At 60.6% G+C, this 23,997-nt stretch carries 21 protein-coding genes and 1 pseudogene; 8 read left to right on the plus strand and 14 right to left on the minus strand.

The features are described from left to right. Positions 1–1,362, plus strand: a 1,362-nt coding sequence (locus ABI546_RS14595; protein ID WP_348047502.1) for a toprim domain-containing protein, incomplete at its 5' end; no start/stop codon positions are given. Between the two features lie 180 nt (positions 1,363–1,542). Here ABI546_RS14595 and ABI546_RS14600 read toward each other — a convergent pair. Further along, positions 1,543–2,136, minus strand: a complete 594-nt coding sequence (locus ABI546_RS14600; RefSeq protein WP_348047504.1) for a hypothetical protein — start codon at positions 2,134–2,136, stop codon at positions 1,543–1,545. On the opposite strand from ABI546_RS14600, the gene rpoD reads away from it, so the two are divergent. Continuing rightward, positions 2,126–4,294: an RNA polymerase sigma factor RpoD gene (gene rpoD, locus ABI546_RS14605; RefSeq protein WP_348047506.1), complete on the plus strand. Its 2,169-nt coding sequence runs from the start codon at positions 2,126–2,128 to the stop codon at positions 4,292–4,294. The genes ABI546_RS14600 and rpoD overlap by 11 nt on opposite strands. 61 nt (positions 4,295–4,355) lie before the next feature. On the opposite strand, the gene ABI546_RS14610 is transcribed toward rpoD, so the two are convergent. The 13 genes from ABI546_RS14610 to ABI546_RS14670 form a co-directional block, all read right to left on the minus strand. Further along, positions 4,356–5,249 (minus strand): dipeptidyl aminopeptidase, encoded by an 894-nt coding sequence (locus tag ABI546_RS14610; protein ID WP_348047508.1) that lies wholly within the window; start codon positions 5,247–5,249, stop codon positions 4,356–4,358. A 45-nt stretch (positions 5,250–5,294) separates the two neighbouring features. Then, on the minus strand, positions 5,295–6,371 hold the full coding sequence (locus tag ABI546_RS14615; RefSeq protein ID WP_348047510.1) for an aldose epimerase family protein: 1,077 nt from the start codon (positions 6,369–6,371) through the stop codon (positions 5,295–5,297). 17 nt (positions 6,372–6,388) lie between these two features. Then, a complete protein-coding gene (locus ABI546_RS14620) occupies positions 6,389–7,297 on the minus strand; it encodes a TRAP transporter substrate-binding protein (protein ID WP_348047511.1) in 909 nt (302 codons plus the stop codon). A gap of 213 nt (positions 7,298–7,510) precedes the next feature. After that, positions 7,511–8,488, minus strand: a complete 978-nt coding sequence (locus ABI546_RS14625) for a tripartite tricarboxylate transporter substrate binding protein (RefSeq protein WP_348047512.1) — start codon at positions 8,486–8,488, stop codon at positions 7,511–7,513. A gap of 87 nt (positions 8,489–8,575) precedes the next feature. Next, on the minus strand, positions 8,576–9,463 hold the full coding sequence (gene glxR / locus ABI546_RS14630; RefSeq protein WP_348047513.1) for a 2-hydroxy-3-oxopropionate reductase: 888 nt from the start codon (positions 9,461–9,463) through the stop codon (positions 8,576–8,578). 81 nt (positions 9,464–9,544) lie between these two features. Further along, positions 9,545–10,327 carry a 2-dehydro-3-deoxyglucarate aldolase gene (gene garL, locus ABI546_RS14635; protein WP_348047515.1) on the minus strand — a complete coding sequence of 261 codons (783 nt, stop codon included), beginning with the start codon at positions 10,325–10,327 and terminating at the stop codon, positions 9,545–9,547. A gap of 120 nt (positions 10,328–10,447) precedes the next feature. Beyond that, complete coding sequence (locus tag ABI546_RS14640) at positions 10,448–11,551, minus strand: beta-propeller fold lactonase family protein (protein WP_348047516.1); 1,104 nt, start codon at positions 11,549–11,551, stop codon at positions 10,448–10,450. Positions 11,552–11,581: 30 nt separating this feature from the next. Next, positions 11,582–13,174, minus strand: coding sequence for a galactarate dehydratase (gene garD, locus ABI546_RS14645; protein WP_348047518.1), 1,593 nt, complete (start codon positions 13,172–13,174; stop codon positions 11,582–11,584). A gap of 3 nt (positions 13,175–13,177) precedes the next feature. Beyond that, a complete protein-coding gene (locus ABI546_RS14650) occupies positions 13,178–14,461 on the minus strand; it encodes a TRAP transporter large permease (protein ID WP_348047520.1) in 1,284 nt (427 codons plus the stop codon). 2 nt (positions 14,462–14,463) lie between these two features. Continuing rightward, on the minus strand, positions 14,464–14,988 hold the full coding sequence (locus ABI546_RS14655) for a TRAP transporter small permease (RefSeq protein ID WP_348047522.1): 525 nt from the start codon (positions 14,986–14,988) through the stop codon (positions 14,464–14,466). Positions 14,989–15,095: 107 nt separating this feature from the next. Continuing rightward, positions 15,096–16,079, minus strand: a complete 984-nt coding sequence (locus ABI546_RS14660; protein ID WP_348047524.1) for a TRAP transporter substrate-binding protein — start codon at positions 16,077–16,079, stop codon at positions 15,096–15,098. A gap of 36 nt (positions 16,080–16,115) precedes the next feature. Beyond that, the gene (locus ABI546_RS14665; protein ID WP_348047526.1) at positions 16,116–17,024 is read right to left on the minus strand and encodes an SMP-30/gluconolactonase/LRE family protein; all 909 of its coding nucleotides are present in this window, start codon (positions 17,022–17,024) and stop codon (positions 16,116–16,118) included. 16 nt (positions 17,025–17,040) lie between these two features. Then, positions 17,041–17,850, minus strand: a complete 810-nt coding sequence (locus ABI546_RS14670) for an NAD(P)-dependent oxidoreductase (protein WP_348047528.1) — start codon at positions 17,848–17,850, stop codon at positions 17,041–17,043. A 210-nt stretch (positions 17,851–18,060) separates the two neighbouring features. On the opposite strand from ABI546_RS14670, the gene ABI546_RS14675 reads away from it, so the two are divergent. The 6 genes and pseudogenes from ABI546_RS14675 to ABI546_RS14700 form a co-directional block, all read left to right on the plus strand. Beyond that, positions 18,061–18,840 carry a FadR/GntR family transcriptional regulator gene (locus ABI546_RS14675; RefSeq protein ID WP_348047530.1) on the plus strand — a complete coding sequence of 260 codons (780 nt, stop codon included), beginning with the start codon at positions 18,061–18,063 and terminating at the stop codon, positions 18,838–18,840. 64 nt (positions 18,841–18,904) lie between these two features. After that, positions 18,905–20,272: a glucarate dehydratase gene (gene gudD / locus ABI546_RS14680; RefSeq protein ID WP_348047531.1), complete on the plus strand. Its 1,368-nt coding sequence runs from the start codon at positions 18,905–18,907 to the stop codon at positions 20,270–20,272. Positions 20,273–20,433: 161 nt separating this feature from the next. Continuing rightward, positions 20,434–21,423, plus strand: a complete 990-nt coding sequence (locus ABI546_RS14685; RefSeq protein ID WP_348047533.1) for a sialic acid TRAP transporter substrate-binding protein SiaP — start codon at positions 20,434–20,436, stop codon at positions 21,421–21,423. Positions 21,424–21,551: 128 nt separating this feature from the next. Continuing rightward, positions 21,552–22,532 carry a tripartite tricarboxylate transporter substrate binding protein gene (locus ABI546_RS14690; RefSeq protein WP_348047535.1) on the plus strand — a complete coding sequence of 327 codons (981 nt, stop codon included), beginning with the start codon at positions 21,552–21,554 and terminating at the stop codon, positions 22,530–22,532. A 1-nt stretch (position 22,533) separates the two neighbouring features. Next, complete coding sequence (locus tag ABI546_RS14695; protein WP_348047537.1) at positions 22,534–23,598, plus strand: Gfo/Idh/MocA family oxidoreductase; 1,065 nt, start codon at positions 22,534–22,536, stop codon at positions 23,596–23,598. A 230-nt stretch (positions 23,599–23,828) separates the two neighbouring features. Beyond that, positions 23,829–23,997 (plus strand): annotated as a pseudogene (locus ABI546_RS14700) (transcriptional regulator); the annotation flags it as partial.

Raw genomic sequence — 23,997 nt, forward strand, 5'->3', positions numbered from 1 at the left:
ATCCGCAACGTCAAGGGCGAATGCATAGGCTTTGGCGGCCGTGTGCTGGGCGACGACAAACCCAAATACCTCAACTCGCCCGAAACCCCGGTCTTCAGCAAAGGGCGGGAACTCTACGGCTTGTTTGAGGCTCGCCCTGCCTTGCGCGAACACGGCTATGCGCTGGTCACCGAGGGCTATATGGATGTGGTGGCACTGGCCCAGATGGGGTTTGCCAATGCGGTGGCCACGCTGGGCACTGCGTGCACCGCCGACCATGTGCAAAAACTGTTTCGCTTCACCGATTCGGTGGTGTTCAGTTTTGACGGCGACGGCGCCGGGCGCCGGGCTGCCCGCAAAGCCCTGGACGCGGCGCTGCCCTTTGCCACCGACGTGCGCACCGTCAAATTTTTGTTTTTACCGGCCGAGCACGACCCCGACAGCTACATCCGCGAACACGGCAAAGAAGGCTTTGCGACTTATGTCAGCAAGGCCGTACCGCTCAGCAAATTCCTCATTGAAGCAGCCGCCGAGGGTTGCGACCTCGACACGGCGGAAGGCCGCGCCCATATGGCCAGCAATGCCCGGCCGCTGTGGGGGCTGTTGCCCGACGGCGCCCTGAAGCGCCAGTTGCTGGCCGAGATTGCCGACAAGGTGCAGATCGACAGCCGCGAGCTGCTGCAGCTGTGGCAACCGGCTGCCTCCGGCTACAAGGCGGGCTATAAAAATGATAGCGGCTCGCGCTCGTCCAGCAAGGGCTACAAGCCAAAATCACCTTCAAATCCGGTTTATCACGCGGATATGCCCGACCCCAGCGGCTACCCGCCGGATTTCGACGAGCGGGATTACAGCGCGTCCGAGCCTTCGAGCGGTTCCTCCGCCGGGTACTTCCCCCCAGCATCATCGCCACGCCCCTATGCTGAACGCGCCAGCCGCACACCACGCCGGGTGGCCGGGCGCTTGCTGCCCGCCAGCCGCGAAGACCGGGTTCTGCGATTTCTGCTGACCGAAGCCGAGACCTGGGACCGGCTCAGCACCGAAGAGCATCACCTGCTGGTGGAGCTGCCCGAGCCGCACGGCCCGCTTTTTGTGTGGCTGGAAAGCCAATTGCACGAACACGGCCCGCAGCCCTGGGCCGCCCTGCGCGAAGGGCTGCGCGGGCACCCTCACGAAAGGCACGCCACCACGCAGATCGCGCAGATCCCCGAAGGCATCGAAAGCGACTGGACCGAGGTGCGCAGCATTCTGGACCAGCTCCTGCGCCTGCACCGGCAGCGCGAAATGAGCGAACTGGCAGCACGGGCCGCCACCGACCCCGCAGCGCGGCAACGCTATCTGGAACTGGCCGCCAGCCTCAAAACCACGGCCGATACATCCCGCTAATGCCGTTTGTGGCTGGTTTGTGGCGGTGCCGGGCAAAAAACCCTCGCTTTGGGGAGCTGACAGCCCCAAAAAAGTCGTTAAAAAGTCGCCCAAAAAACAGGCAACAGGGTATAATCCGATTTTCGACGGCAAGCGCGACAGCAGCACCTCCGGCCCGGCCACCCTGAAACTTCGGGGAACTCACAGATGAGACGGCCACTTCCCCAGGGAATTCCGCAAGGACTGCACACCAAATGTTCGCCCAAACAGCTTGCCCGGAAAAATAGCCCTACATGCCTTTGGTACTCCCGGCCTTTTTCCGTCCTCTCGCTTCTGACTTTGAATTCCTGTCACCGCGCCTGTGCTTGTTACAGGCGCCAAGGCGCATTTTTGTTTACTGGTAGCTGATCGATATTTAAAACAATTTCCGACAACTGGAGGTTCCATGCCTACTGCCAAGCCGAAAAAGCCGAGCACGTCCAAGAAGCCGCAAAGCGCGCAGCCCAAAGCTGCCGCCAAGCCTAAAGCCAAAGCAGCGCCAAAAGCTGCTGCGCGGCCCGCAGGCAAGCCCCCAGTCAAGGCAGCAGCCAAAACCCCGGCTAAACCCGTGGTCAAAGCAGCCGCAAAGCCTGCCGCCCAGAGCGGCAAGGTTGAAAAATCGGGAAAACACGCCATATCTGTCTCATCTGCCAACGCCAGCAAATCAAGCGCCCCGGTGAACAAGGCTTCTGCGAAAACCGTGAAATCCGCTCCTCCTGATTTGCCCCTGAAGAAAGCTCCTGCCGTGCCGACCAAGTCCACTCCTGAATCCAAGCCGCTCGCCGTCTCTGCCGACGCGCCCGTGAAAAAGAAACCCGGCCGCCCGCCGAAGAACCCCGCAGCGGAAGGCAGCGCACCCGCCACCACCGGCGCCAAGCGCGGCCGCAAGCCCAAGAATGCGACGAGCGCAGGCAAGCCCGGTGAAGACCTCGACATGTCCGACATTGAGGACGATCTGGTCGGTGAACCGGTGGCCGAGACGACCGAGAAGGTCAAGCCGCTGCGCATGAAGATCAGCAAGGCGAAAGAACGCGCCTTGATGAAGGAATTCGGCCTGGACGAAACCGTGCTGTCCGAAGAAGACATGCTCAAGCGCCGCATGCGCCTGAAGGCACTGATCAAGCTCGGCAAGACCCGCGGCTATCTGACGCACGGCGAAATCTCCGATCACCTGCCCGACAAGCTGATCGACGCTGAAACACTGGACGCGGTCATCGTCACCCTGAACGATCTGGGCGTGGCCGTGTACGAGCAGACACCCGATGCGGAAACCCTGCTGATCACCGCCAACGCGCCCGCCGGCTCCACCGAAGAAGAGGCCGAGGAAGCCGCTGAAGCGGCGCTGTCTACCGTCGACAGCGAATTTGGCCGCACCACCGACCCCGTCCGCATGTACATGCGCGAAATGGGCACGGTCGAACTCTTGACGCGGGAAGGCGAAATCGAGATCGCCAAGCGCATCGAGGGTGGCCTCATGAAGATGATGGAAGCCATCTCGGAAAGCCCCGCCACCATCGCTGAAATCATGCGCCTGGGCGAAGAAATTCGCGAAGGCAAGATCGTCATCTCGACCGTGGTCGATGGTTTTTCCAATCCCAATGAGGCCGACGACTATGTGGCTGAAGAAGACTTCGACGAATTCGACGAAGAAGACGACGACGATGGCAAGGGCGGCTCCAAGGCCCTGACCAAAAAGCTCGAAGAACTCAAGAAAGAAGCACTCAGCCGCTTCGACAAAATCGCCACCCTGTTCGAGAAAGTCCACAAGACCTACGACAAGGAAGGCTACGGCACGCCCACCTACGTGAAGTCGCAAAAAGCCCTGAGCGATGAGCTGATGACGGTGCGCTTCACTGCCAAGACGATTGAAAAGCTTTGCGACATGCTGCGTGGGCAGGTGCTGGACGTGCGCAAGAAAGAACGCGAACTGCGCCGCATCATCGTCGAGAAATGCGGCATGCCGCAGGAAGTCTTCATCAAGGACTTCCCACCCAACCTGCTGAACCTGAAATGGGTTGAAAAGCAGGTCGCGTCCGGCAAGCCCTGGTCTGTGGTGATGGCGCGTAACGTGCCTCCCATCCAGGAACTGCAGACCAAGCTGGGCGAATTGCAGGCCCGCGTGGTGGTGCCCCTGGGCCAGCTCAAGGACATCAACAAGCGCATGAACGAAGGCGAGTCCAACTCGCGCGATGCCAAGAAAGAGATGATCGAGGCTAACTTGCGCCTGGTGATCTCGATCGCCAAGAAGTACACCAACCGCGGCCTGCAGTTCCTCGACCTGATCCAGGAAGGCAACATCGGCCTGATGAAAGCCGTCGACAAGTTCGAATACCGCCGCGGCTACAAGTTCTCGACCTACGCCACCTGGTGGATTCGCCAGGCGATCACGCGCTCCATCGCCGACCAGGCCCGCACCATCCGCATCCCGGTGCACATGATCGAGACCATCAACAAGATGAACCGCCTGTCGCGCCAGCACTTGCAGGAGTTTGGCTTCGAGCCGGACGCCAGCATCCTGGCCGAGAAGATGGAGATTCCTGAAGACAAGATCCGCAAGATCATGAAGATCGCCAAAGAGCCGATCTCGATGGAAACGCCGATCGGCGACGATGACGATTCGCACCTGGGCGATTTCATCGAAGACAGCGCCAACACCGCACCGCTGGAAGCAGCGATGCAGGCCGGCCTGCGCGACGTGGTGAAAGACATCCTCGACAGCCTGACGCCGCGCGAAGCCAAGGTGCTGCGCATGCGCTTCGGTATCGAAATGTCCACCGACCACACGCTGGAAGAAGTCGGCAAGCAGTTCGACGTGACGCGCGAGCGCATCCGCCAGATCGAAGCCAAGGCGCTGCGCAAGCTCAAGCACCCTTCGCGTTCCGACAAGTTGCGCAGCTTTATCGATACGCTGTAAGAATCTGCTCCTGAAAGCCCGGCCCCGCAAGGCGCCGGGCTTTTTTACGCCTGCGAAAACCTCACGGCGAAGTCAGCCCCACCTTGCGCACGAAGGCGTCCAGTGAACCCGACCACATCTTGCCGCCATAGGTCAGAAGCGAATGCCCATCGTGCCCCGCCACCGGACCGGTCTGGATGAACTGCGTGTCGCTTCCGCCCGCCTTGAAGGCCTCGTGCCATTGGCGCGGCACCTCGGCGCCCCAGAACTGGTCGTTCTCGGCATACAGCCACAGGTTTGGCACCTTCACCAGCTTGCCGAGTTCGCTGTAGGTTTTGCGCATATTTTCCGGGTTGCAGCTTTTGGTGGGAGATGTTTCGGGATTGCCGCCAGAGCCGCCCGCGAAGTTGACGGCACCGACAACACCCGGCAGGTTGAGCGTGGCCACCGACACCGTGGTCATGCCGCCCACCGACTGCCCTTCCAGCAGCAGCCGGTCCTTGCGTACCCAGGGCTGCTGCAGCGCCCACTGGTGCAGCGCGACCACTGTTTGCCCCGCCCGGCTGGCCACGCGCGCGAAGTCGGGGTCGCCGCTGCATACGCTGCCGCTCCAGCGCGCACCAGAATCCTCCCTGTCCATGCCACCGGTGTCACCGTAGCCGGGCCGCACCGGGGCAATCACGGCTACCCCTTTGCGCAGCCAGTAGTTCGCGTGCCCCACCAGTACCGGGTACTCAAGTTTGGCCCTGTCGACGCGCGACGGAGCCCGCCCATGGGAAAAAATCACCAGCGGAAACGGGCCTTCGCCCTCGGGTTTGTAGAGGTGGGTGACGACCTCAAACTGCTTGCCGTCGACCAGCAGGGGCAGCTTGACGATCTGCGGAGGAACGCGCTCGGGCTGCGCCCAGGCAGGTTCGCCGGCAAGTTGCGTCGCCCACACCAACCCAATCACCCATCCCAATTTCCAACACCGCATGTTTGGCCCCTTGCTTGTTGCGGAGCATTCTGACACGCAGGCCGTTTATGAGGTACTGAAGCGGTACAGGGTGCGACCCGTGCGAGGCTGCCCCGGCTCGTAGACAGCCGAAGGAAACGCCGGCACATTGGGTGCGTTCGGATATCCCTGAGGCTCAAAACACAGGCTTTGCTGCTGCGCGTATTGCCTGCCGCCTTTGCCCGGCCCACCGGCCAGCGGCTCGCCCGCCACAAGGCCGGTGTAAAACTGCAGGGCGGGCTCGGTCGACCAGACTTCCATCACGCGCCCGCTGGCCGGTGCACTCACGCGCGCGCACAGCGCCAGTTCTCCAGTCTCGGCTGCAGAGCGATCAATCTCAAAACAGTCGTCGTACCCCGCAACGCCTCCTACGCCCTGTGGGGCCTGCACTCGCGTGCTCAGCGTCACCGGCGTGCGCAAGTCAAACGGTGTGCCCTCGACGGGCAATAGCCTGCCCGTGGCGATGAGGTCGGGCGTCATCTCGAAATATCGATTGGAGAACACCGTGACCTCGTGCTCCAGTGCACTGAGGCGCCCCGAGCCTGCCAGGCCTTCAAGGTTAAAGAAGGCATGCGTGGTGAGGTTGGCCACCGTGGGAGCATCCAGCGCAAGGGCTTCATAGTCGAGCACCAGCTCGTCCGCCTCCGTCACACTGTAAGTCAGGCGCAGGGCCAGCGTGCCCGGGAAACCTTCTTCCCCATCGGCAAAGACATACGCCATTTCAACGCAGGATTCGTTGCGCTGCACCGCGTCGAACACCCGAAAGCGCGAGCCTTTCAGGCCGCCATGCAGGCAGTGCGGGCCGTTGTTGGCGGCCAGCACATGCTCCTTGCCGCCCAACGTGAAGCGGGCTTGGTCGATACGGCCGGCATAGCGACCGATAAAGGCGCCCACAGAGGCCGCTCCGCCGAGCACATTGTCAATGCTGTCGTAACCCAGCACGACGTCGTCGAAACGGCCCTCGCGACCGGGCACCAGCACCTGCTCGATCTTGGCGCCGTAATTGGTCACGCACACCGTCATCCCCTGACGATTTCGCAACGTGAACAACCCAACCGGTTTGCCATCAACTTCCCGCGCAAACCGCGCGGGATCGAGCAGCATGGCGATGTCCGGCTCGCTCACTTGGCAATAATCGTCAGCAGTTCTTCACGCGTGGTGGGGTCGGCCATGTACTTTCCATACAGCGGCCCCATGCGCCTGACCATGGGCGAAGCGTCCCTGACCTTGACGAACTGGGAGCCCTGCTTGGTCGTGGTTTCCAGTGCCGCGGCCACTCGCTTGTTCCACAGCTCGCGCATCAGGATGGCTGACTTGGCACCAGCTTCGGAGAAGGCGGCCTTGTCTTCCTTGCTGAGCTTGTCCCACAATTTGGTCGACACCACGAGTGCTTCGGGCGAAATCACGTGGTTGGTCACATAAACGTTTTTGGCTACCTTGTAATGCCCCGTGGATTCATAGGAAGGCAGGTTGTTCTCGGCGCAGTCCACCTTGCCCTGCTCCAGGGCTCCGAGCACGTCCTTGAAGGGCAAAGCCACCGGCTTGGCGTCCATCAGCTTCACCATTTCGATATAGACCTCAGACTGCTGCACCCGGATGTTCATGCCGGCAAGGTCCCTGATATTGCTGACGGGCTTGACGCAGTAAAACGAACGGCCGCCGCCGTCGTACCAGCCCAACACGACAAAGCCGGCGGCCTTCAGGTTGGCAGCAAACCGCTCACCCAGCTTGCCGTCGAGGTGACGGAACATATGTGCGGAGTCGGTAAACAGAAAAGGCAGGTTCAATACCTTGATGCCGGGTACGGCGTCAGACAGCGGGCCTGAGCTGAATTCAGCTACATCAATCTCGCCGCTCTTGAGCATTTGCACGGCCTTGGGCTGGTCTCCAAGTGAGCCGCTGTTGAAGAGCTCAATGTTGTAGCGGCCGCTGGTGCTCTTGGCCACCTGCTCCACAAAACTCTTCATGGCTTCCGACACCGGATAACCGTCGGGATGGATGTTCCATGCCCGCAGCTTGGTTTGCGCCATGGTGGCGCTCGCGCATAAGGCAAAGGAGAGGCACAAAAGCCCCTTGAATGATGTCCGCAATTTCTTGTCTCCTGGCGTGGGTACAACGGTCGGCCTCTAACGGGCCGACTCGTGTGAGTGTCAATATTAGATCCCTTCCGTGATCTTCACATGGATGCGCGCTTGCAGAAAAAAATATCTGGCAATTCCACCACTAAGTCACAACACCCATGATCAGTCGAGCTTGATGTTTGCGTCCGCAACAACTTTGGCCCAACGGCTGCGCTCCTGAACGAAGAAGGTATCTTGCTGGGCCGGTGCCATGGTCACGACCTCGGCGCCCTGCCCCGCCAGCTTGGCGCGAATGTCCGGGCTGCGGATGATCTTGATGAGCTCGGTGTTAAGCCGGTTGATCACGGCGGCCGGTGTACCGTTGGCCACCAGCAAACCCTGCCAGGTGCCCGATTCAAAATTGGCAAGCCCTTGCTCTGCCAGTGTTGGCACATTGCCGATCAGGGGCATGCGCGTGCTCTTGGACACGCCCAGGATCTTCAGTTTGCCGCTTTGCACGTGCGGCAAAGTGGCCAGCATGCCATTCATGAGTATCTGCGTCTGCCCGGCAATGGTGTCGCTGACCGCCTGTGAGCCGCCTTTGTAGGGGATGTATTGCCATTTGGCCTTGCTGGCCCGCTCCACCGCGACGCCCGCCAGGTGCGGAGCGCTGCCCATGGCCGTCACGGCGAAATTCAGATCAGTCTTGTGCGACAACGCCACCAGCTCCTTGAGGTTGTTGGCAGCCACCGATGGATGCACCACCAGCAGATGCGGCGAATACGCCAACATGGTGACGCCACGCAGGTCTTTTGAGGGGTCAAAGCCCAGCTTCGTGTACACCGAAGGACTGATGGCCAATGCACCGGTATCACACAGCAGCAGCGTGTAGCCATCGGGGGCCGATTTGGCCACGATGTCAGCCCCCAGGTTGCCGTTGGCACCAGCCTTGTTGTCCACAATGACCGACTGCTTGAGCGCCTCGGACAAAGGCTGCGAAATGGCCCGGGCAATAATGTCTGAAGATCCGCCCGGTGGATAAGGAACCACCAGGCGGATGGGTTTGGATGGCCAGGCGGCCTGCGCGCTGGCAACACCAGTGCCGGCGCCCGCCCCTATGGCCAGGGAAGCCGCAATAAGTTCTCGTCGGTTGATGGGCATGTCTGTCAGTCTCCTGATGTTCAAAAAGAAGGATTACCCCCGTAGCGCCGGGAACCTCTGCGGGCTCCTCGGGGTTCGCCAGGTTGCCTATGCCTTCGCTACTTCGTGATTTCCGAGAAGCTCCAGCGCACGCACCAGCGCGGAATGGTCCAGGTCCTGCATGCCATTGGCAGCACAGGCCTGCATCAGCTGGGCGGCACCCGCGGTTTGCGGCAAAGCCAGGCCCAGCGTGCGCGCACCGCTCAGTGCCAGGTTCAAATCCTTCTGGTGCAATCCGATACGGAAGCCCGGCGCGAAAGTGCGCTTGATCATTCGTTCTCCATGCACTTCGAGAATGCGCGAAGAAGCGAAGCCGCCCATCAACGCCTGGCGCACCTTGGCCGGATCGGCCCCGGCCTTGCTGGCAAACAACAGGGCCTCGCCGACCGCTGCGATGTTGAGCGCCACAATGATCTGGTTGGCCACCTTGCAAGTCTGACCGTCGCCGTTACCGCCGACCAGCGTGATATTTTTCCCCATCAGTTCAAACAGCGGTTTGACGAGGTCAAACGCGGCCTGAGGTCCGCCCACCATGATGGTCAGGCTCGCCGCCTTGGCGCCGACTTCCCCGCCCGACACCGGCGCATCGAGGTAGTCGCAGCCGAGGGCGTTGATTTTTTTGGCGAACTCTTTGGTGTCCATCGGCGAAATGGAACTCATGTCGACTACCGTCTTGCCCTTGGCCAGCGCCGCGGCGACACCGCCGTCGCCAAACAGCACTTTGGCCACATCAGGCGTGTCCGGCAGCATCAGGAAAATAATGTCGGCCTGCTTCGCCACGTCAGTGATGGAATCGCAGGCTTTGCCTTTGCCCGTCAACAGGTCGGCAGGCACCTTGCTCCGCGTGGTCATGAAAACTTCGTGCCCTGCTGCGATCAGGTGTGCGGCCATCGGCGCGCCCATGATGCCCAGGCCGATAAAACCAAGCTTGCTCATTTCAATGCTCCAATCAAAATTTCAGTCAAAAAAACGTATCCATCACTCGATCAGCGGTCGGCTGACTCACTGATAAAAGCATCACGTGCGATAGCGATCGTGCAAGGCCTGCGTAGCGCCGCGGAACACACCGAGGTCGCTGCCCACTGCCACAAACGTTGCGCCCATCTCCATATAACGGCGCGCGTCGGCCTCAACCGGCGCCAGCGTTCCCATGGGTTTTCCGGCGGCTTTGGCATCGGCAAACACGCCGGCAATGGCTTTCTGCACGTCGGGGTGCCCCGCGTTACCCAGATGGCCCAAACCAGCGGCCAGATCCGACGGGCCGACAAAAATGCAATCCACACCGTCAATTTCAGCGATGGCGCGCGCTGCAGCAACACCGGCGCGGCTTTCGATCTGCACCGCAACGCAAATCTGGTCATTGATGCCCTTGAAGTAATCGGGCACCGTGCCGTAGCGGTTGCTGCGCTGCGAGACCGAGACGCCGCGCACGCCCTGGGGCGGATAGCGTGTGGCCGCCACGGCGCGCTGTGCCTGCTCTGCACTCTCGATAAAGGGCACGAGGAAGTTATAAAAACCGGCGTCCAGCAGGCGCTTGATCTCCACCTCGTTGTTGCTGGTCGGGCGCACAAAGGGCGCGCTCGGGCTGTCTTTCAGCGCCATCAGTTGCGGGATGAAAGTGCCCACGTCGTTCGGCGAATGTTCACCATCGAGCAGGATCCAGTCAAAACCGGCAACGCCCAGCACTTCTGTCGTGATGGCATTGGCCAGCGACGACCAGCAGCCAATCAATTTTTTGCCGGCCAGCAGGTCGCGCTTGAAGCTATTGGGAAACGGTTGGTAGGGAGTGGCTTGTGTCATGGTGATTTGCTTTTTACTATCGCTGTGTGAATCAGCTTGCGGTGAAGAAGAGAAGTGAAGCCCAGCCGCTTCATCGTCCTCTGGTTTTACCAAATGAAGTGGACGGCAGTGCTTGCGGCCTTACGGCATCTCGACAATTTCAATCCAGTTCGGGTTTTTGCCGACCGGCAGCCGTTTGGGTACTCCCAGCGCTCCGGTCGCAGGATCAATCGGGTGCACGGAAACGCTGTGCGATTCCTGGCCGGCCGCAATCAGGTAGCGCCCTGCGGCATCAATGGCAAAACCGCGCGGAGTCTTTTCGGTCGGCGTCTGGCCCAGAGGCTCCAGCAACCCTGTCGCAGCATCGACGCGAAAGGCAGAGAGCGTGCTGGACGTACGCTCCGAGGCATACAGGTAGCGGCCGTCGGGCGTGAGGTGCAGATCAGCCGCCCAAGGGTTACCCGTGAAGCCCGCGGGGAGCGTAGTCCTGGTTTGCAACAGCTTGAGCGTCCCTTTGGCGCTGTCCCAACCGAACACATGCAGCTGCGCATCAAGCTCGTCCAGCAGGTAAACGAAGCGCTGCCCCTTGTCCCAAACGAAATGGCGCGGACCGGATTTCGTTTTTCCCGTCGTCAGAGCTGGATCGTTGGGCGAGAGCATGCCGGTCGAGGCATCAAAGCGCCAGGAAGAAAGGTTGTCGCCGCCCAGGCTGGTGGCCAAAACGAAACGATTGCTTGCGTCGGCATGAATGGCATGCGCATTGGGTGCAGTCGGAATCAGTTGCTGGATAGCCCCGACCTTGCCTTCCTTGTCGATGCTGTTAACGGTGATCTTGTGGCCTGGGTAGGAGGCGGCCAAAAGCCAACGGCCTGTCAGATCAAGGTCGATGTTGGCCATGCTGTCGGCGAGGGATGCTTCCCCCAGCTTGCGCAACTTGCCGTTGGATCCATCAATGGCGAAACTCACAACACGAAAGGGCTGCGAGCGCAATGCGGCATACAAAAATCGCTTGTCGGGGCTTACCACCATCGGCATCACGGTGCCGCCCACATTGACCGTGTCAATCGGCTTGAGCAGGCCCTGGGCGCGGTCGAGCTCGAGTACCGATATCTCCTGGCTGTCAGCGTTGGCCACATACACCCAGGTGGCAGCAGAGGCAGCTCCAGTGGCTGCAACAAGGCAGGACGCCATCAGCAGCTTCACCCCCTCGCGCAGTGCGCCGGCAGTCGACGGGAAAATGATCATGTCTGTCTCCGTATGTATACCGATGAAAGTTCAGGTGACTGGCGCCGGATTGAAGAGCACCAACGCGTTGTGCAGTTTCCAGTGCTCGGCCCAGGTCTTTTTCCGGCCACTCGCAACGTCCAGCATGAAATGGAAAAGTTCCCAGCCAACGTCTTCAATCGTGGCTTGACCATCGGCAATGCGGCCGGCATTGATGTCCATCAGGTCGTGCCAGCGGCGAGCCAGGTCGGTGCGTGTGGCGACCTTGATAACCGGAACCTCGGCGAGGCCATAGGGTGTGCCGCGTCCGGTTGTGAAGACATGGATATTGATGCCCGCGGCCAGCTGCAAGGTACCGCAAATGAAATCGCTGGCAGGCGTGGCCGCGTAAATCAGCCCTTTCTGCTTCACTTTTTCACCCGGAGCAAGAACACCGGTAATGGGAGAGGAGCCCGACTTGACAATGGAGCCCATGGCCTTTTCCACAATGTTGGAAAGGCCACCTTTCTTGTTGCCTGGCGTGGTGTTCGCGCTGCGGTCTACCTGCCCTTTTTTCAGGTAGGCGTCATACCAGGCCATCTCGCGGATCATGGCAGCAGCCACTTCCGGGCTGCTGGCCCGCGAGGTCAGTTGGTCGATGCCGTCGCGCACTTCGGTGCTCTCGGAGAACATCACCGTGGCACCGGCGCGCACCAAGAGGTCCGTTGCAAACCCCACCGCCGGGTTCGCCGTCACGCCTGAGAAGGCATCGCTGCCACCGCATTGGACACCCACCACCAGTTCACTGGCTGGTACGGTCTCGCGCCGACGCGCATTGAGCCGCTCAAGATGCAGCAAAGCAGTCTCCATAACCGAATCGATCATGGACATGAAGCCGACATGGTTCTCCGATTGCAGGCAAACCACGTCAAGGACGGCTTCCGCGTTCGTGCCTGTGTCGGCCACATTGCGTTCATCGACGATCTGAATAGTGCCTGGTGGCAGCAGCCGCTCGGGCTGCAGCTTCTCGCAGCCCAGGCTCACGACCATGACCTCGCCGCCAAAATTTGGATTCAGACTGATGTTGCGCAGTGTGCGTATCGGGATGATTGCATCCGGGGCGTCAATGGCGACGCCGCATCCATAGGTGTGCTCCAGCCCCACCACGTCGTCCACATTCGGAAAGCGCGGCAGCAACTCGGCCTTGATCCGCTGCACAGCGAAGTCCACCACGCCGGCGACGCATTGAACCGTCGTCGTAATGGCCAGGATGTTGCGGCTGCCGACCGAACCGTCCGGGTTGCGGTAGCCCTCAAACGTGTAGCCTTCGAGCGCCGGCAATGGCTCGGGGCGGACGGTTGCGATAGGCAAATTGTCCAGCGAACGTACGTCGGGCATCTCCAGCAAGCGCTCATGCACCCAGCTACCTGCGGGAATGTCCTTGAGGGCATAGCCAATGGCTACGTTGTAGCGCAGTACCGGCTCCCCCTTGGCCAGCGACACCAGCGCAACTTTATGGCCTTGGGGTACACGGTCTACAAGTTTCAAGCCGTCGGCGAAGGTCGTGCCCGCGGGCAGGCCTGCGTCGTTGGCAATGATCGCGACGTTGTCGCGGGGATGCATCCGGATATAAAGCGGTGCAGCGACGGCTCCAGCCTCGTTCATTTTTTACACACCTACGGCGCGAGGTAGCCACAGAGACAGAGCAGGCACGTAAGTCACGATGCCCAGTACCACCACGAGAAGGAAGAAAAATGGCAGCAGAGCCTTGACGACCTTCTCGATCGGAAGTTTCCCCACAGCGCTACCTACGAACAGCACAGAACCAACCGGCGGAGTGATCAGTCCGATACCCAGATTCACAATCATGATCATGCCGAAATGCACGGGATCAACACCAACGGCCTTGACAACTGGAAGCAGGATGGGCGTCAGAATCAGCAGCAACGCCGCCATGTCCATCAGGGTGCCAAGGAACAACAAAAGTACGTTGATGCACAGCAAGATGAGGTAGCGGTTGTCGGTGAAGGCGGTCAGCGCTGTCGTGATCTTCAGCGGTATCTGCATCAGCGTCATGATGTAGCCAAAGCTTGCCGCGAAGCCGATCAGGATCATCACGATAGACACGGTCTTGACGGTGCGATGCATAAGCTTTGGCAAGTCGCGCCATTTGTAATCGCGATAGATGAACATCGTGACGAAGAACGCCCAGATCACGGCAATGGAGGCAGACTCCGTGGCGGTGAACACGCCCGACAAAATACCCCCCAGGATGATCACCATCGTCATCAGACCCCAGAGCGCATCGACGGCGATCTTCACCGCTTGTTTCAGCGGAATTGAGGCACCCACCGGGAAGTTACGCTTCCGGGCGATGTAAAGGCAATAGGTCGCAAGCGTCAGACCCAACAGCAGACCCGGAAATACGCCAGCCATGAACAGCGCTGCGATCGAGATTGAGCCACCCGCCGCCATGGAATAAATCACCGCGTTATGGCTGGGTGGAATCAGCGTGGCCTGGATGGAGCCGCTCACAGTCAATGCGGTCGCGAAGTCACGCGGATAGCCCTTGCGCACCATTTCGGGAATCATCACCGAACCGATGGAAGCCGTATCCGCCACAGACGAGCCGGAGATGGCGCCGAAGAAAGTCGAAGCCAGGATATTGACCAGCGACAGGCCGCCCCGCACAAACCCCACCAGCACGCCGGCAAATGCCACCAGCCTGCGCGACATGCCGCCCTCGGCCATGATGGCGCCGGCAAGCACGAAGAACGGGATGGCCAGCAACGAGAATTTGTTGACGCCACTGGCGATCTGGATCATCACGGCTTCCAGTGGAAGCTCGATCCAGACGGCCCCCACCAGGGCAGCAAGGCCCAGCGAATAGGCCACCGGCATGCCGATGAGAATCAATACTAGAAAACTACCCAAAAGTACAACGGTATCCATCATCAAACTCCCAAGTCTTCGACCTGGTGGTCAAAACAGACAACTGCACGCTGGTACTGGGTTCCGTAAGCCAGCTGTTCCAGAACGAAAATCAGGGTGATCAGCCCACCCACCGGAACCGGCAGGTAGCTCACACCGACGGGAAGCCAGGTCAGATCCGCCAGGGTCTGGCCCATGGTTTCAAGGCACAGCTTGCCGCCGTAAAAAATCATGAAAAGGGAAATCGCCATCATCAGCAAGTCCACCGCCCAGCGGCACAACTTCTGGCCCAGGGCAGGCAGGCGATCGGTCATCATCGCCACCGCAATGTGTGCACCGGCGCGGTAGGCTGCGGCGGCGCCAATGAACGTGAAAACAACCATCAGCAAGATAGCAATCGGCTCCGGCCACTGGGCGCCGAAACCCAGTACATAGCGGGCAAACACACCCACGGGAATGATCAGGCTCATGCCCAGAATCGCCAGGCCGGCAATCCAGATACAGCAGAGGTAGAGGCCGTCGAGTGCGGCTTGCAGGGGTTGTTTCATGAGGGATTTCTAACAAGAGGGGCCAAGGGAATGGCAAAAGCACGCGTCGGCGTTCGCCGAGGTGCTACGCAGCCAGTGGCCGCGCAGCATCCGGGTGACGCCTTGGCTTACTTGACAGCGGCGATACGGGCCATCAAGTCTTTATAAGGCGCGCCATACTTGGCACGCACAGGAGCGGTCGCGTCAAAGAACGGCTTTTGGTCCACCGCGATGAACTCGACGCCCGCGGCCTTCAGCTTGGCGGAGTAGTCAGCGACGCTCTTGTCCCAGAGCACGCGTTGTTCCATCTGCGCTTCGCGGCCAAACTTCTTCATCAGCGCCTGTTCTGGGGGCGTCAGCTTGTCCCATGCCACCTTCGACATAACCAGCAGTTCCGGAATGATCAGGTGATTGGTCTGGGTGTAATACTTCGCGCCGGTCGTGAAGTGGTTGGAGGTAAACATGCTGGGCGGGTTGTTCTCAGCGCCATCAAGCACGCCGGTTTGCAACGCGCTGTAGACCTCGCCGTAACCCATGGCAATGCCGTTACCACCGAGCGCATTCATCGTGTCGACAAACAAGGGGTTACCCATCATGCGGACTTTTTGGCCCTTGAGGTCGGCGATGCTGCGAACCGGTTTTTTGGTGTAAAGACTGCGGGAGCCGCCGTCCATCCAGGACAGCGCAACCAAACGCGCCGGGCTGGCAGTGATCTTGTCCATGATTTCCTGGCCGATGGGGCCGTCAATCACGGCGCGCATGTGCGCTTCGTCGCGGAACACAAAAGGCATGTTGAACACATTGACCTCGGGCACCACGGCGCCAACAGGGCCCAGGGAGGTGCGCAAGATCTGGATGGCGCCGATCTGGGTCTGCTCGATCATGGTTTTTTCATCACCAAGCACACTGTTCGGGTACATCTGCATCTTGTACTTGCCGTTGGTGCCGGCCTCGAACTTCTTGCCAAGGCTCTCTGTCGCTGCGACCGTGGGGTAACCCGTGGGATGCACATCCGCCGCTTTCAATACGGTCTGGGCTTGCGCTACCAACGGGGAGATGAACGCTGCAGCAGCGACAGCTGCCACGGCAATAAGTTTTCTGCGGAAAATCATGGATGTCTCCTTCAAGGGTCGGTGGTGGAAAAGCTCTTAATACATGCACACCGGCTCGGGCAGCCCACGCACGCCGGGGCGCAACGCGAAGACTCCACCGGCCAGCGGCTGGTCAGATAAGTCGACACCTTCAGGGCGTATCGACGTCACGAACAGGGTGTCAAGCCCGGCGCCGCCAAAGGCGCACATGGCAGGTTTTTTAACAGGCACGGCCAGCGAACGGTCCAGCTTGCCGGCAGGCGTGAAGCGGTGAACCAGGCCGGCATCGTTGCCGCAAATCCAGTAGCAGCCGTCGGCATCGACAGCCGCACCATCGGGGCGCCCGGGCAGCGGGTTCATGTCGACAAAGACGCGCCGATTGGAGGGTGTGCCGGTCTCGGTGTCGTAGTCGAAAGCCCAGATGGTCTGCACCGACGGGTGTGAGTCCGACAAATACATCGTGCGGCCATCAGGGCTGAAGGCCATACCGTTCGGCGTAATGAAGCCGTCCAGCAGCATCTTCAGGCGAGTATTTTTATCACTATCTTTTTGATAGCTATAGATGCAACCCACACGAGCGCCAGCAGCCATATTCATCAACATGGTGCCGGCAAGGAAGCGCCCCTGCCGGTCGCAGCGGCCATCATTAAAGCGCATGCCGGGCATGGCATGCGTCACGGCCGCAAGTCGGTCAAAACCGAGCTGGCCGCCTGCCTGCGGACTCAGGCGGAACACGCCGCTTTCGGTACCGGCAATCCAGTCCTGCGTGCCGCCCAACGCTGCGACACAGGCCAGCATTTCAGGGGCGGCCCATTCGGTGAGCGCGCCTTCAGCCACACTCCAGCGACACAACCTGCGAGCCGGAATATCGACCCAGTAAAGCGCCTGCTCTGCGGCCTGCCATACGGGGCTTTCGCCCGTGCCGTTACGCGCATCCAGAACCAGTTCGGCGTGGGAGTCACTCATGCTGGTCTTCGTCCGCTCAATCGCCGAAAGGACCGGCCACGACAAAACCACCGCCCTGGTATTGCGCAACCGGATCTTTCAGGTCGGGGGCGGGCGTGCGGGCGTAGACCGCCTCGCGGAAGATGTCGGAACTGTCTTGCGGCACATAGCCAACGTGGCGGGCGCGGCTGTTGTCCCACCAGGTCACCGCGTTATCAGACATGCCGAACACAATGCTGTGGCCCAGTACGGGGGTTGTCAGGCAGGCGGTAATGAGGCGATGCAGATCGTCGTAACTCAACCAGGTTGCCAGCATGCGTCGATCTTTTGGCTCCGGAAACGAAGACCCGATGCGCACACACGCGGTTTCAATGCCATAGCGGTCAAAGTAAAGGCGCGAGAGGTTTTCGCCGAACGCCTTGCTCAGGCCGTACAGGCCGTCGGGGCGCGCCGGATGGTCGGCGTTGATGGTTTGGTCCTGGCGGTAAAAGCCGGTGACGTGGTTGGAGCTCGCAAACACAATGCGCTTGACGCCGTTTTTACGCGCAGCTTCATACAGGTTATAGGCACCCAGGATATTGGCCTGCAGGATGGGGCCGAAGGGTCCCTCCACGGAAACCCCGCCCAGATGAACGATGGCATTCACGCCCTTGACCATCGTGTTGACCGCGGTCGCATCAGCCAGATCGGCAAGGACGACCTCTTCATTCGCCCCCGCATCGCCAAAAGGCTGCAGATCGGACAAACGAAGAATCGAGCAGTTGGCCTTCAGACGCTCACGCAAGGCTTTGCCCAAGCCACCGGCCGCACCGGTCAACAAGAGCTTTTCATGGACTTTGATGGTCATTTTTTACATCTATGCCCAGCGTTGCGGCAAACACTGGACTTTTTTATGAAGTTTGTTAAAGTCAACCCACGAACGCAGTAGTCATAGGTTGTCTGATGACTTGGAATTCTCCAGTTCACCCCTCCGCTTGTCAATGGTTTTTTAATGGACTCAAGGAAAACCCCTAGTCGCTCCGAGGCAAGCCTTACGGCAGCCTTTCATGAGGAGCCATTGCGCGCACGCCGCCCTCGCGGGCTGGTGGGCGAGATCGTGGAAAACCTGGCCACCAGCATCCGTTCAGGTCACCTGCAGCCCGGGGAAAAACTCCCCACCGAGGCTGAAATCATGGCCCGCTTTGATGTCAGCCGAACCGTGGTACGCGAGTCGCTGTCCAAGCTCCAGGCCTCCGGGTTAGTCGAAACCCGGCACGGCATCGGGACCTTCGTGCTGCAGCCACAAGAGTCTGGCAACTTCAAAATCACTGCGGAAGACTTTGCCACGGTGGCTGACGTGATTTCAGTACTGGAATTGCGCATCAGCCTCGAAACGGAAGCAGCCGGCCTGGCCGCCCAGAGGAGAACACCTGAAAATCTCGCGGCCCTGGAAAGCGCCCTGCGCGCCTTTCATGACTCCATCAGCCTCGACTCCGACGCGGTGCCGCCTGACTTCCAGTTCCACATGGAAGTCGCCCGTTCCACGGGCAATCGGCACTTTGCCGACCTGATGACCTACCTGGGGACCATGATCATTCCCCGTACCCGTGTCAACACCACGCACAGCGCACCGGAGGGCCGCTTCAACTACCTGCAGCGGGTCAACGCCGAACACGAAAGCATTTACAACGCCATCCGCAATCAGGACGCCGAAGCTGCGCGAGCCGCCATGCGGACACACCTGTCCAACAGCCGCGAACGCCTGCGCCGGGGCAATAACGCCCATACCATGCAGCCACCTGAAGAGCCTTCGGCCACCCCAAAAGCAGTCCTGTCAGGTACAAACCTGGTTGCATAAAAAATCGGCGGGTTGTACGATAACTGATAATTTGCTTATCAACCATCTACAAAACAAGTCCGGTATGCCCGCTTCAACCGCTCCTGCTACAGCCCCCCTCGCCTCTTCTCAAACCCCAAAAATAACCCGTGTACAGGTGATTCCAGTGGCGGGGCATGACAGCATGCTGCTCAACTTGAGCGGCGCCCACGGTCCTTTCTTCACCCGAAACCTGCTGATACTGACCGACAGCTCCGGCCGCACAGGCGTGGGCGAAGTGCCGGGCGGTGAAAAAATCCGCAACACGCTGGAAGATGCCCGTGAACTGATCGAAGGCCAGTCGATCGGTGCCTGGAACCAGATCCTGAATACCCTGCGTACACGCTTTGCCGACCGCGACAGCGGCGGCCGCGGCAACCAGACCTTCGACCTTCGCGTGGCGATCCATGCGGTCACCGCTGTAGAAAGCGCCCTGCTCGACCTGCTCGGCCAGTTCCTGGGTGTGCCAGTGGCTGCCTTGCTCGGAGATGGCCAGCAACGGGATTCAGTGGCCATGCTGGGCTACCTCTTTTATGTGGCCGACCGCAAACAAACCGGCTTGGCCTATGACTCGGCGCCGGATGCCGAAGACGACTGGCTGCGCCTGCGCCATGAAGCGGCCATGGACGCCGATGGAATCGTGGCGCTGGCCGAGGCCGCCTACAAGCGCTACGGCTTCAAAGACTTCAAGCTCAAGGGCGGCGTGCTGCGCGGCGAGGAAGAGATGGAAGCCATCATCGCCCTGTCTGAGCGCTTTCCCGACGCGCGCATCACGCTGGACCCGAACGGCGGCTGGCTGCTCAAGGATGCGATCCGCATCTGCCAGGGCCGCGGCGACGTGCTGGCCTACGCCGAAGACCCTTGCGGCGCCGAAGGCGTTTTCTCGGGCCGTGAAGTGATGGCCGAGTTCCGCCGCGCCACCGGCCTGCCGACCGCGACCAACATGATCGCCACGGACTGGCGCGAACTGTCCCACACCATTCACCTGCAGTCGGTGGACATTCCGCTGGCTGATCCGCACTTCTGGACCATGCAGGGCTCAGTCCGCGTCGCGCAGATTTGCCAGACCTGGGGGCTGACCTGGGGCTCGCATTCCAACAACCATTTCGATATCTCTCTGGCCATGTTCACGCACGTGGCCGCCGCAGCGCCGGGCAAAGTCACCGCCATCGACACGCACTGGATCTGGCAGGATGGCCAGCGTTTGACCAAAGCACCGCTGCAAATTGTGGGTGGTGAAGTCGCCGTACCCAAGACGCCTGGCTTGGGCGTCGAACTGGACATGGCTGAAGTGGAAAAAGCCCACCAGCTTTACCTCAAGCATGGGCTGGGCGCGCGCGACGATGCCGTGGCCATGCAATACCTGATCCCGGACTGGAAATTCAACAACAAGATGCCTTGCATGGTGCGGTGACCCCGGCGAACTTCCGGAATTTAGAGGCTTCCGGAAGGCCACTCCCGCACAAACAAAAGCACAAGCGCTTCCTTTAACACCCAGGCACCGGGGGCGGTATACCCCGGCATCCTTTCACCCCCGATACCCCAAGCATTACAAGCAATGAGGAGACAAGACATATGAAACGCAGAACCCTTTGCAGCCTTGCCGGCGCAACGCTGCTCACACTGGTGGCCACGCTTGGCGCCGGCAGTGCAGCCGCGCAGACCAAACTGAAGTGGGCGCATGTTTACGAGACGTCCGAGTCCTTTCACAAGCAGGCCGTCTGGGCTGCCGACGAAATCAAGAAACGCACCGACGGCCGCTACGTCGTCGAAGTGTTTCCCGCCTCGTCGCTGGGCAAGGAAACCGAAATCAACCAGGGCCTGACGCTGGGCACGGTGGACATCATCTACACCGGCGTCGCGTTTGCCGGACGTGCGCATCCGCCACTGTCCATCGCTGCCGCGCCTTTTGTCTTTCGCGACTATGCGCACTTCCAGGCCTTTCGCAACGGCCCCATCTTCAAGGAACTGGCACAAGGCTATGCCGGCAAGACCGGCGGCCAGCACATCGCGGGCTACACCTACTACGGCCTTCGCCACATGACGTCCAATAAAGTCATCTTCAAGCCCGAAGACATGAAGGGACTGAAACTGCGCGTGCCCGATGCCCCGCTGTTCGTGATGTTCCCCAGAGCTGTGGGCGCCAACCCCACGCCCATCGCATTTGCCGAGGTCTACCTGGCCCTGCAAAACGGCACAGTCGACGCGCAGGAAAATCCGCTGCCAACGATTGAAGCCAAGAAGTTCTACGAAGTGCAGAAGTACATCACGCTCACCGGCCACATTACTGAATCACTGATCACCGCCGTCTCCAGCTCGGTCTGGTCCAAGCTCAGCGATGCCGACAAAAAGGTGTTTGACCAGGTGCTCTGGGAAGCTTCCAGCCGCTCAAGCCAGGACATCGTCGACGCGGAAAGCCGCCTGGTCGCCGAGTTCGAGAAAAAAGGCAAGACCGTCAACAAGGTAGACCGGGCGCCTTTTGCCGCGGCAGTGCTGCCGTTGCTCACGGCACCCGACGCACCCTGGCCCAAGAGCCTGTACGAACGCATCCAGGCCATCAAGTAATTTGTCGGAATAGAAGGCGGTGCGCTGCCTCATCACCGCGTCCTGCTACCCGATAAAGATTTTTCGAATTCGCTCAAACCGTTATCACCCGCCACATTCACCACAAGCACACACCAGGAGACAAAACCATGCAACGTCGTTCCCTCATCCAATCTGCCCTGGCCAGCGCCACGGCGTCCCTGTTCTCGTTGCCTGCCTGGGCGCAGGACAAATGGCCCACCAAGCCGATCACATATGTCGTGCCTTTCCCCGCAGGCGGCACGACCGACATCCTGGCCCGCCTCATCGGGCAGAAGCTCGGTCCCGTGCTGGGCACCACCATCGTGGTTGACAACAAGGGCGGCGCCGGCGGCAGCGTGGGCTCCGAGGCGGCTTCACGGGCGCCGGCCGATGGCTACACCCTGCTGGGCGGCACCGTCAGTTCGCACGCCATCAACGTGAGCCTTTACCCCAAACTGGGCTACGACCCGATCAAATCGTTTTCCCCTGTCGTGCTCATAGGCTCCAATCCCGTCGTGCTGGTGGTCGGGGCCAACAGCCCCTATAAAACGTTGCAGGACGTGCTGGCTGCCGCAAAGGCCAAGCCCAAATCCATCTCGTCCGCCTCGGCAGGCAGCGGCACCTCGCAGCACCTTTCGCTGGAGCTGCTGGGCTTCAAGTCGGGCACACAGTTCATCCACGTGCCCTACAAAGGCAGCGGCCCCGCGATCCAGGACGTGATCGGTGGGCAGGTTGACATGATGTTCGACACGACCGTGGTGGCAGGCCCGCACATTCAGAGCGGCAAGGTGCGCGCGCTGGCTGTGACCTCTGCCAAGCGTTTGGAGTCCCTGCCCAATGTGCCGACCGTGGCGGAGTCGGGCCTCCCCGGGTTCGAGGTCCTCTCATGGCAAGCCATTTTTGTGCCGACGGGCACCCCCAAGCCCATCATTGACAAGCTGCACGATGAAATCATGAAAATCACCGAGCAGCCAGAGATGCAGGAGCGCCTCAAGGGCCTGGGCATGCAACCGTCCAACATGACGACCGAGCAGGTCTCCGCCTTCCAGAAGGCCGAGGTCGAAAAGTGGGCGCAGGTTATCAAGGCCGCCAACATCAAGCTTGACTAGCATGTCACTCCTGCCCGGCGCGACGCGGCTGCGTCTTGGTGTCATCGGTGCAGGTCTGGGTTCGGCGCCTCACTTGCGCAGCCTTGAAGACCTGGCGAGCGAAGTAGAAGTCGCCTGGGTCTATGGCCGGAGCGCCGAACGGCTGTCAGCGGTGGCAACTCCTGCAGGTGCTCGCAGAACCACCCGCCTTGACGATATTCTGGAAGACGCGAGCGTGCAGGCCGTGCTGGTTCTGACACCGCCCAACACCCATCTGGATCTGGTGCAACAGGCGGCGCGGGCGGGCAAGCACGTGCTGGTCGAGAAGCCGCTGGAAATCGATGTGACCCGCGCCACCGCGCTGGTGGAAGCGTGCGAGACCGCTGGCGTCGTGTTGGCGGTGATGCTGCAGCACCGGATGCGCGAGGCTGCCCTGGGCCTCAGCGCCCTGCTGCGGGACAAGCAAATGGGGGCGCTGGTCAGCGGCGCCGCGTCGGTCCGGTGGTGGCGGCCGCAAAGTTATTACGATGAGCCCGGACGCGGCAGCCTGGCGCGCGACGGCGGCGGTGTGCTGATCACGCAAGCCATTCATACCCTTGACCTGCTGCTCAGTTTTACCGGCCTGCCGGAGCGCGTGACGGGAGTCGCAAGCACCAGCCCGGTGCATCGCATGGAGGGGGAAGACTCGGCTGCCGCACTGCTGCATTACGCCAACGGCGCGGTCGCCGTGGTGCAGGCCACCACGGCAGCCTACCCCGGCTACCCGGAACGCATTGAACTCAACTTCACCGGCGGCTCCGTGACGCTTGAAGGCGGGGAAATGCAGGCGATGCTTGCCAACGGAACCGCGTTGACGGCCGGCACACGCCAGGCCTCCGGCGGCGGCGCCAATCCCATGGCATTCGACCACGCCGCGCATCGGGCCGTGCTACAGGATTTCGTCCGCGCCATCAAGAATGGATCTACGCCCGCCGTCACAGGACGTTCCGCCCTGGGCGTGCAACAGGTGATTGAGGCGATCATGGAATCGTCCAGAACCGGCAGCGGCGTGTCGCTTCAATCTGGCGCGCGCATCCCGGTGATGTAGGAGCCAAAATTGGCGTACCGGCTCCTTGGCAGGTGCGCCGACCAAGGCATTGTGACGCCCGCCGCATCAGGGTTTTCCAAGAGTTTTGGGCTGCAAGTCCAACTGCAGCGGGCGTGGGCAGCTATAAAACTCGTAGCAGCCAGCAATTTGCGTTATATTTGGCCTCAAGCTTTCGAAGCTTCTGCTTAACAACCCCCTGTGACCAAACTGTGACCCGAGGAGATAACCCGATGAGTGCCAAAGAAAATGCAGCGGTAGGCCAATTGCTTGAACTGCTGGAAGCACGCTATGCACTGCGCGTGCTGTGGGCCCTGAAAGACGGCCATCCTCAGACATTTCGCCTCCTGCAAGACAGCATCGGCAGCATCACTCCCAACACGCTCAACACCCGCATCAAGG

This window comes from Polaromonas sp., assembly GCF_039932935.1.
GTDB lineage: Bacteria > Pseudomonadota > Gammaproteobacteria > Burkholderiales > Burkholderiaceae_C > Polaromonas.

Excerpts from the sequence above, each read along its gene's own strand:
- ABI546_RS14610 (WP_348047508.1), bottom strand. The coding sequence starts at position 5,249 with ATGCGGTGTTGGAAATTGGGATGGGTGATTGGGTTGGTGTGGGCGACG.
- ABI546_RS14615 (WP_348047510.1), bottom strand. The coding sequence starts at position 6,371 with ATGCTGCTCGATCCCGCGCGGTTTGCGCGGGAAGTTGATGGCAAACCG.
- ABI546_RS14620 (WP_348047511.1), bottom strand. The coding sequence starts at position 7,297 with ATGGCGCAAACCAAGCTGCGGGCATGGAACATCCATCCCGACGGTTAT.
- ABI546_RS14625 (WP_348047512.1), bottom strand. The coding sequence starts at position 8,488 with ATGCCCATCAACCGACGAGAACTTATTGCGGCTTCCCTGGCCATAGGG.
- glxR (WP_348047513.1), bottom strand. The coding sequence starts at position 9,463 with ATGAGCAAGCTTGGTTTTATCGGCCTGGGCATCATGGGCGCGCCGATG.
- garL (WP_348047515.1), bottom strand. The coding sequence starts at position 10,327 with ATGACACAAGCCACTCCCTACCAACCGTTTCCCAATAGCTTCAAGCGC.
- ABI546_RS14640 (WP_348047516.1), bottom strand. The coding sequence starts at position 11,551 with ATGATCATTTTCCCGTCGACTGCCGGCGCACTGCGCGAGGGGGTGAAG.
- garD (WP_348047518.1), bottom strand. The coding sequence starts at position 13,174 with ATGAACGAGGCTGGAGCCGTCGCTGCACCGCTTTATATCCGGATGCAT.
- ABI546_RS14650 (WP_348047520.1), bottom strand. The coding sequence starts at position 14,461 with ATGGATACCGTTGTACTTTTGGGTAGTTTTCTAGTATTGATTCTCATC.
- ABI546_RS14655 (WP_348047522.1), bottom strand. The coding sequence starts at position 14,988 with ATGAAACAACCCCTGCAAGCCGCACTCGACGGCCTCTACCTCTGCTGT.
- ABI546_RS14660 (WP_348047524.1), bottom strand. The coding sequence starts at position 16,079 with ATGATTTTCCGCAGAAAACTTATTGCCGTGGCAGCTGTCGCTGCTGCA.
- ABI546_RS14665 (WP_348047526.1), bottom strand. The coding sequence starts at position 17,024 with ATGAGTGACTCCCACGCCGAACTGGTTCTGGATGCGCGTAACGGCACG.
- ABI546_RS14670 (WP_348047528.1), bottom strand. The coding sequence starts at position 17,850 with ATGACCATCAAAGTCCATGAAAAGCTCTTGTTGACCGGTGCGGCCGGT.
- gudD (WP_348047531.1), top strand. The coding sequence starts at position 18,905 with ATGCCCGCTTCAACCGCTCCTGCTACAGCCCCCCTCGCCTCTTCTCAA.
- ABI546_RS14685 (WP_348047533.1), top strand. The coding sequence starts at position 20,434 with ATGAAACGCAGAACCCTTTGCAGCCTTGCCGGCGCAACGCTGCTCACA.
- ABI546_RS14690 (WP_348047535.1), top strand. The coding sequence starts at position 21,552 with ATGCAACGTCGTTCCCTCATCCAATCTGCCCTGGCCAGCGCCACGGCG.
- ABI546_RS14695 (WP_348047537.1), top strand. The coding sequence starts at position 22,534 with ATGTCACTCCTGCCCGGCGCGACGCGGCTGCGTCTTGGTGTCATCGGT.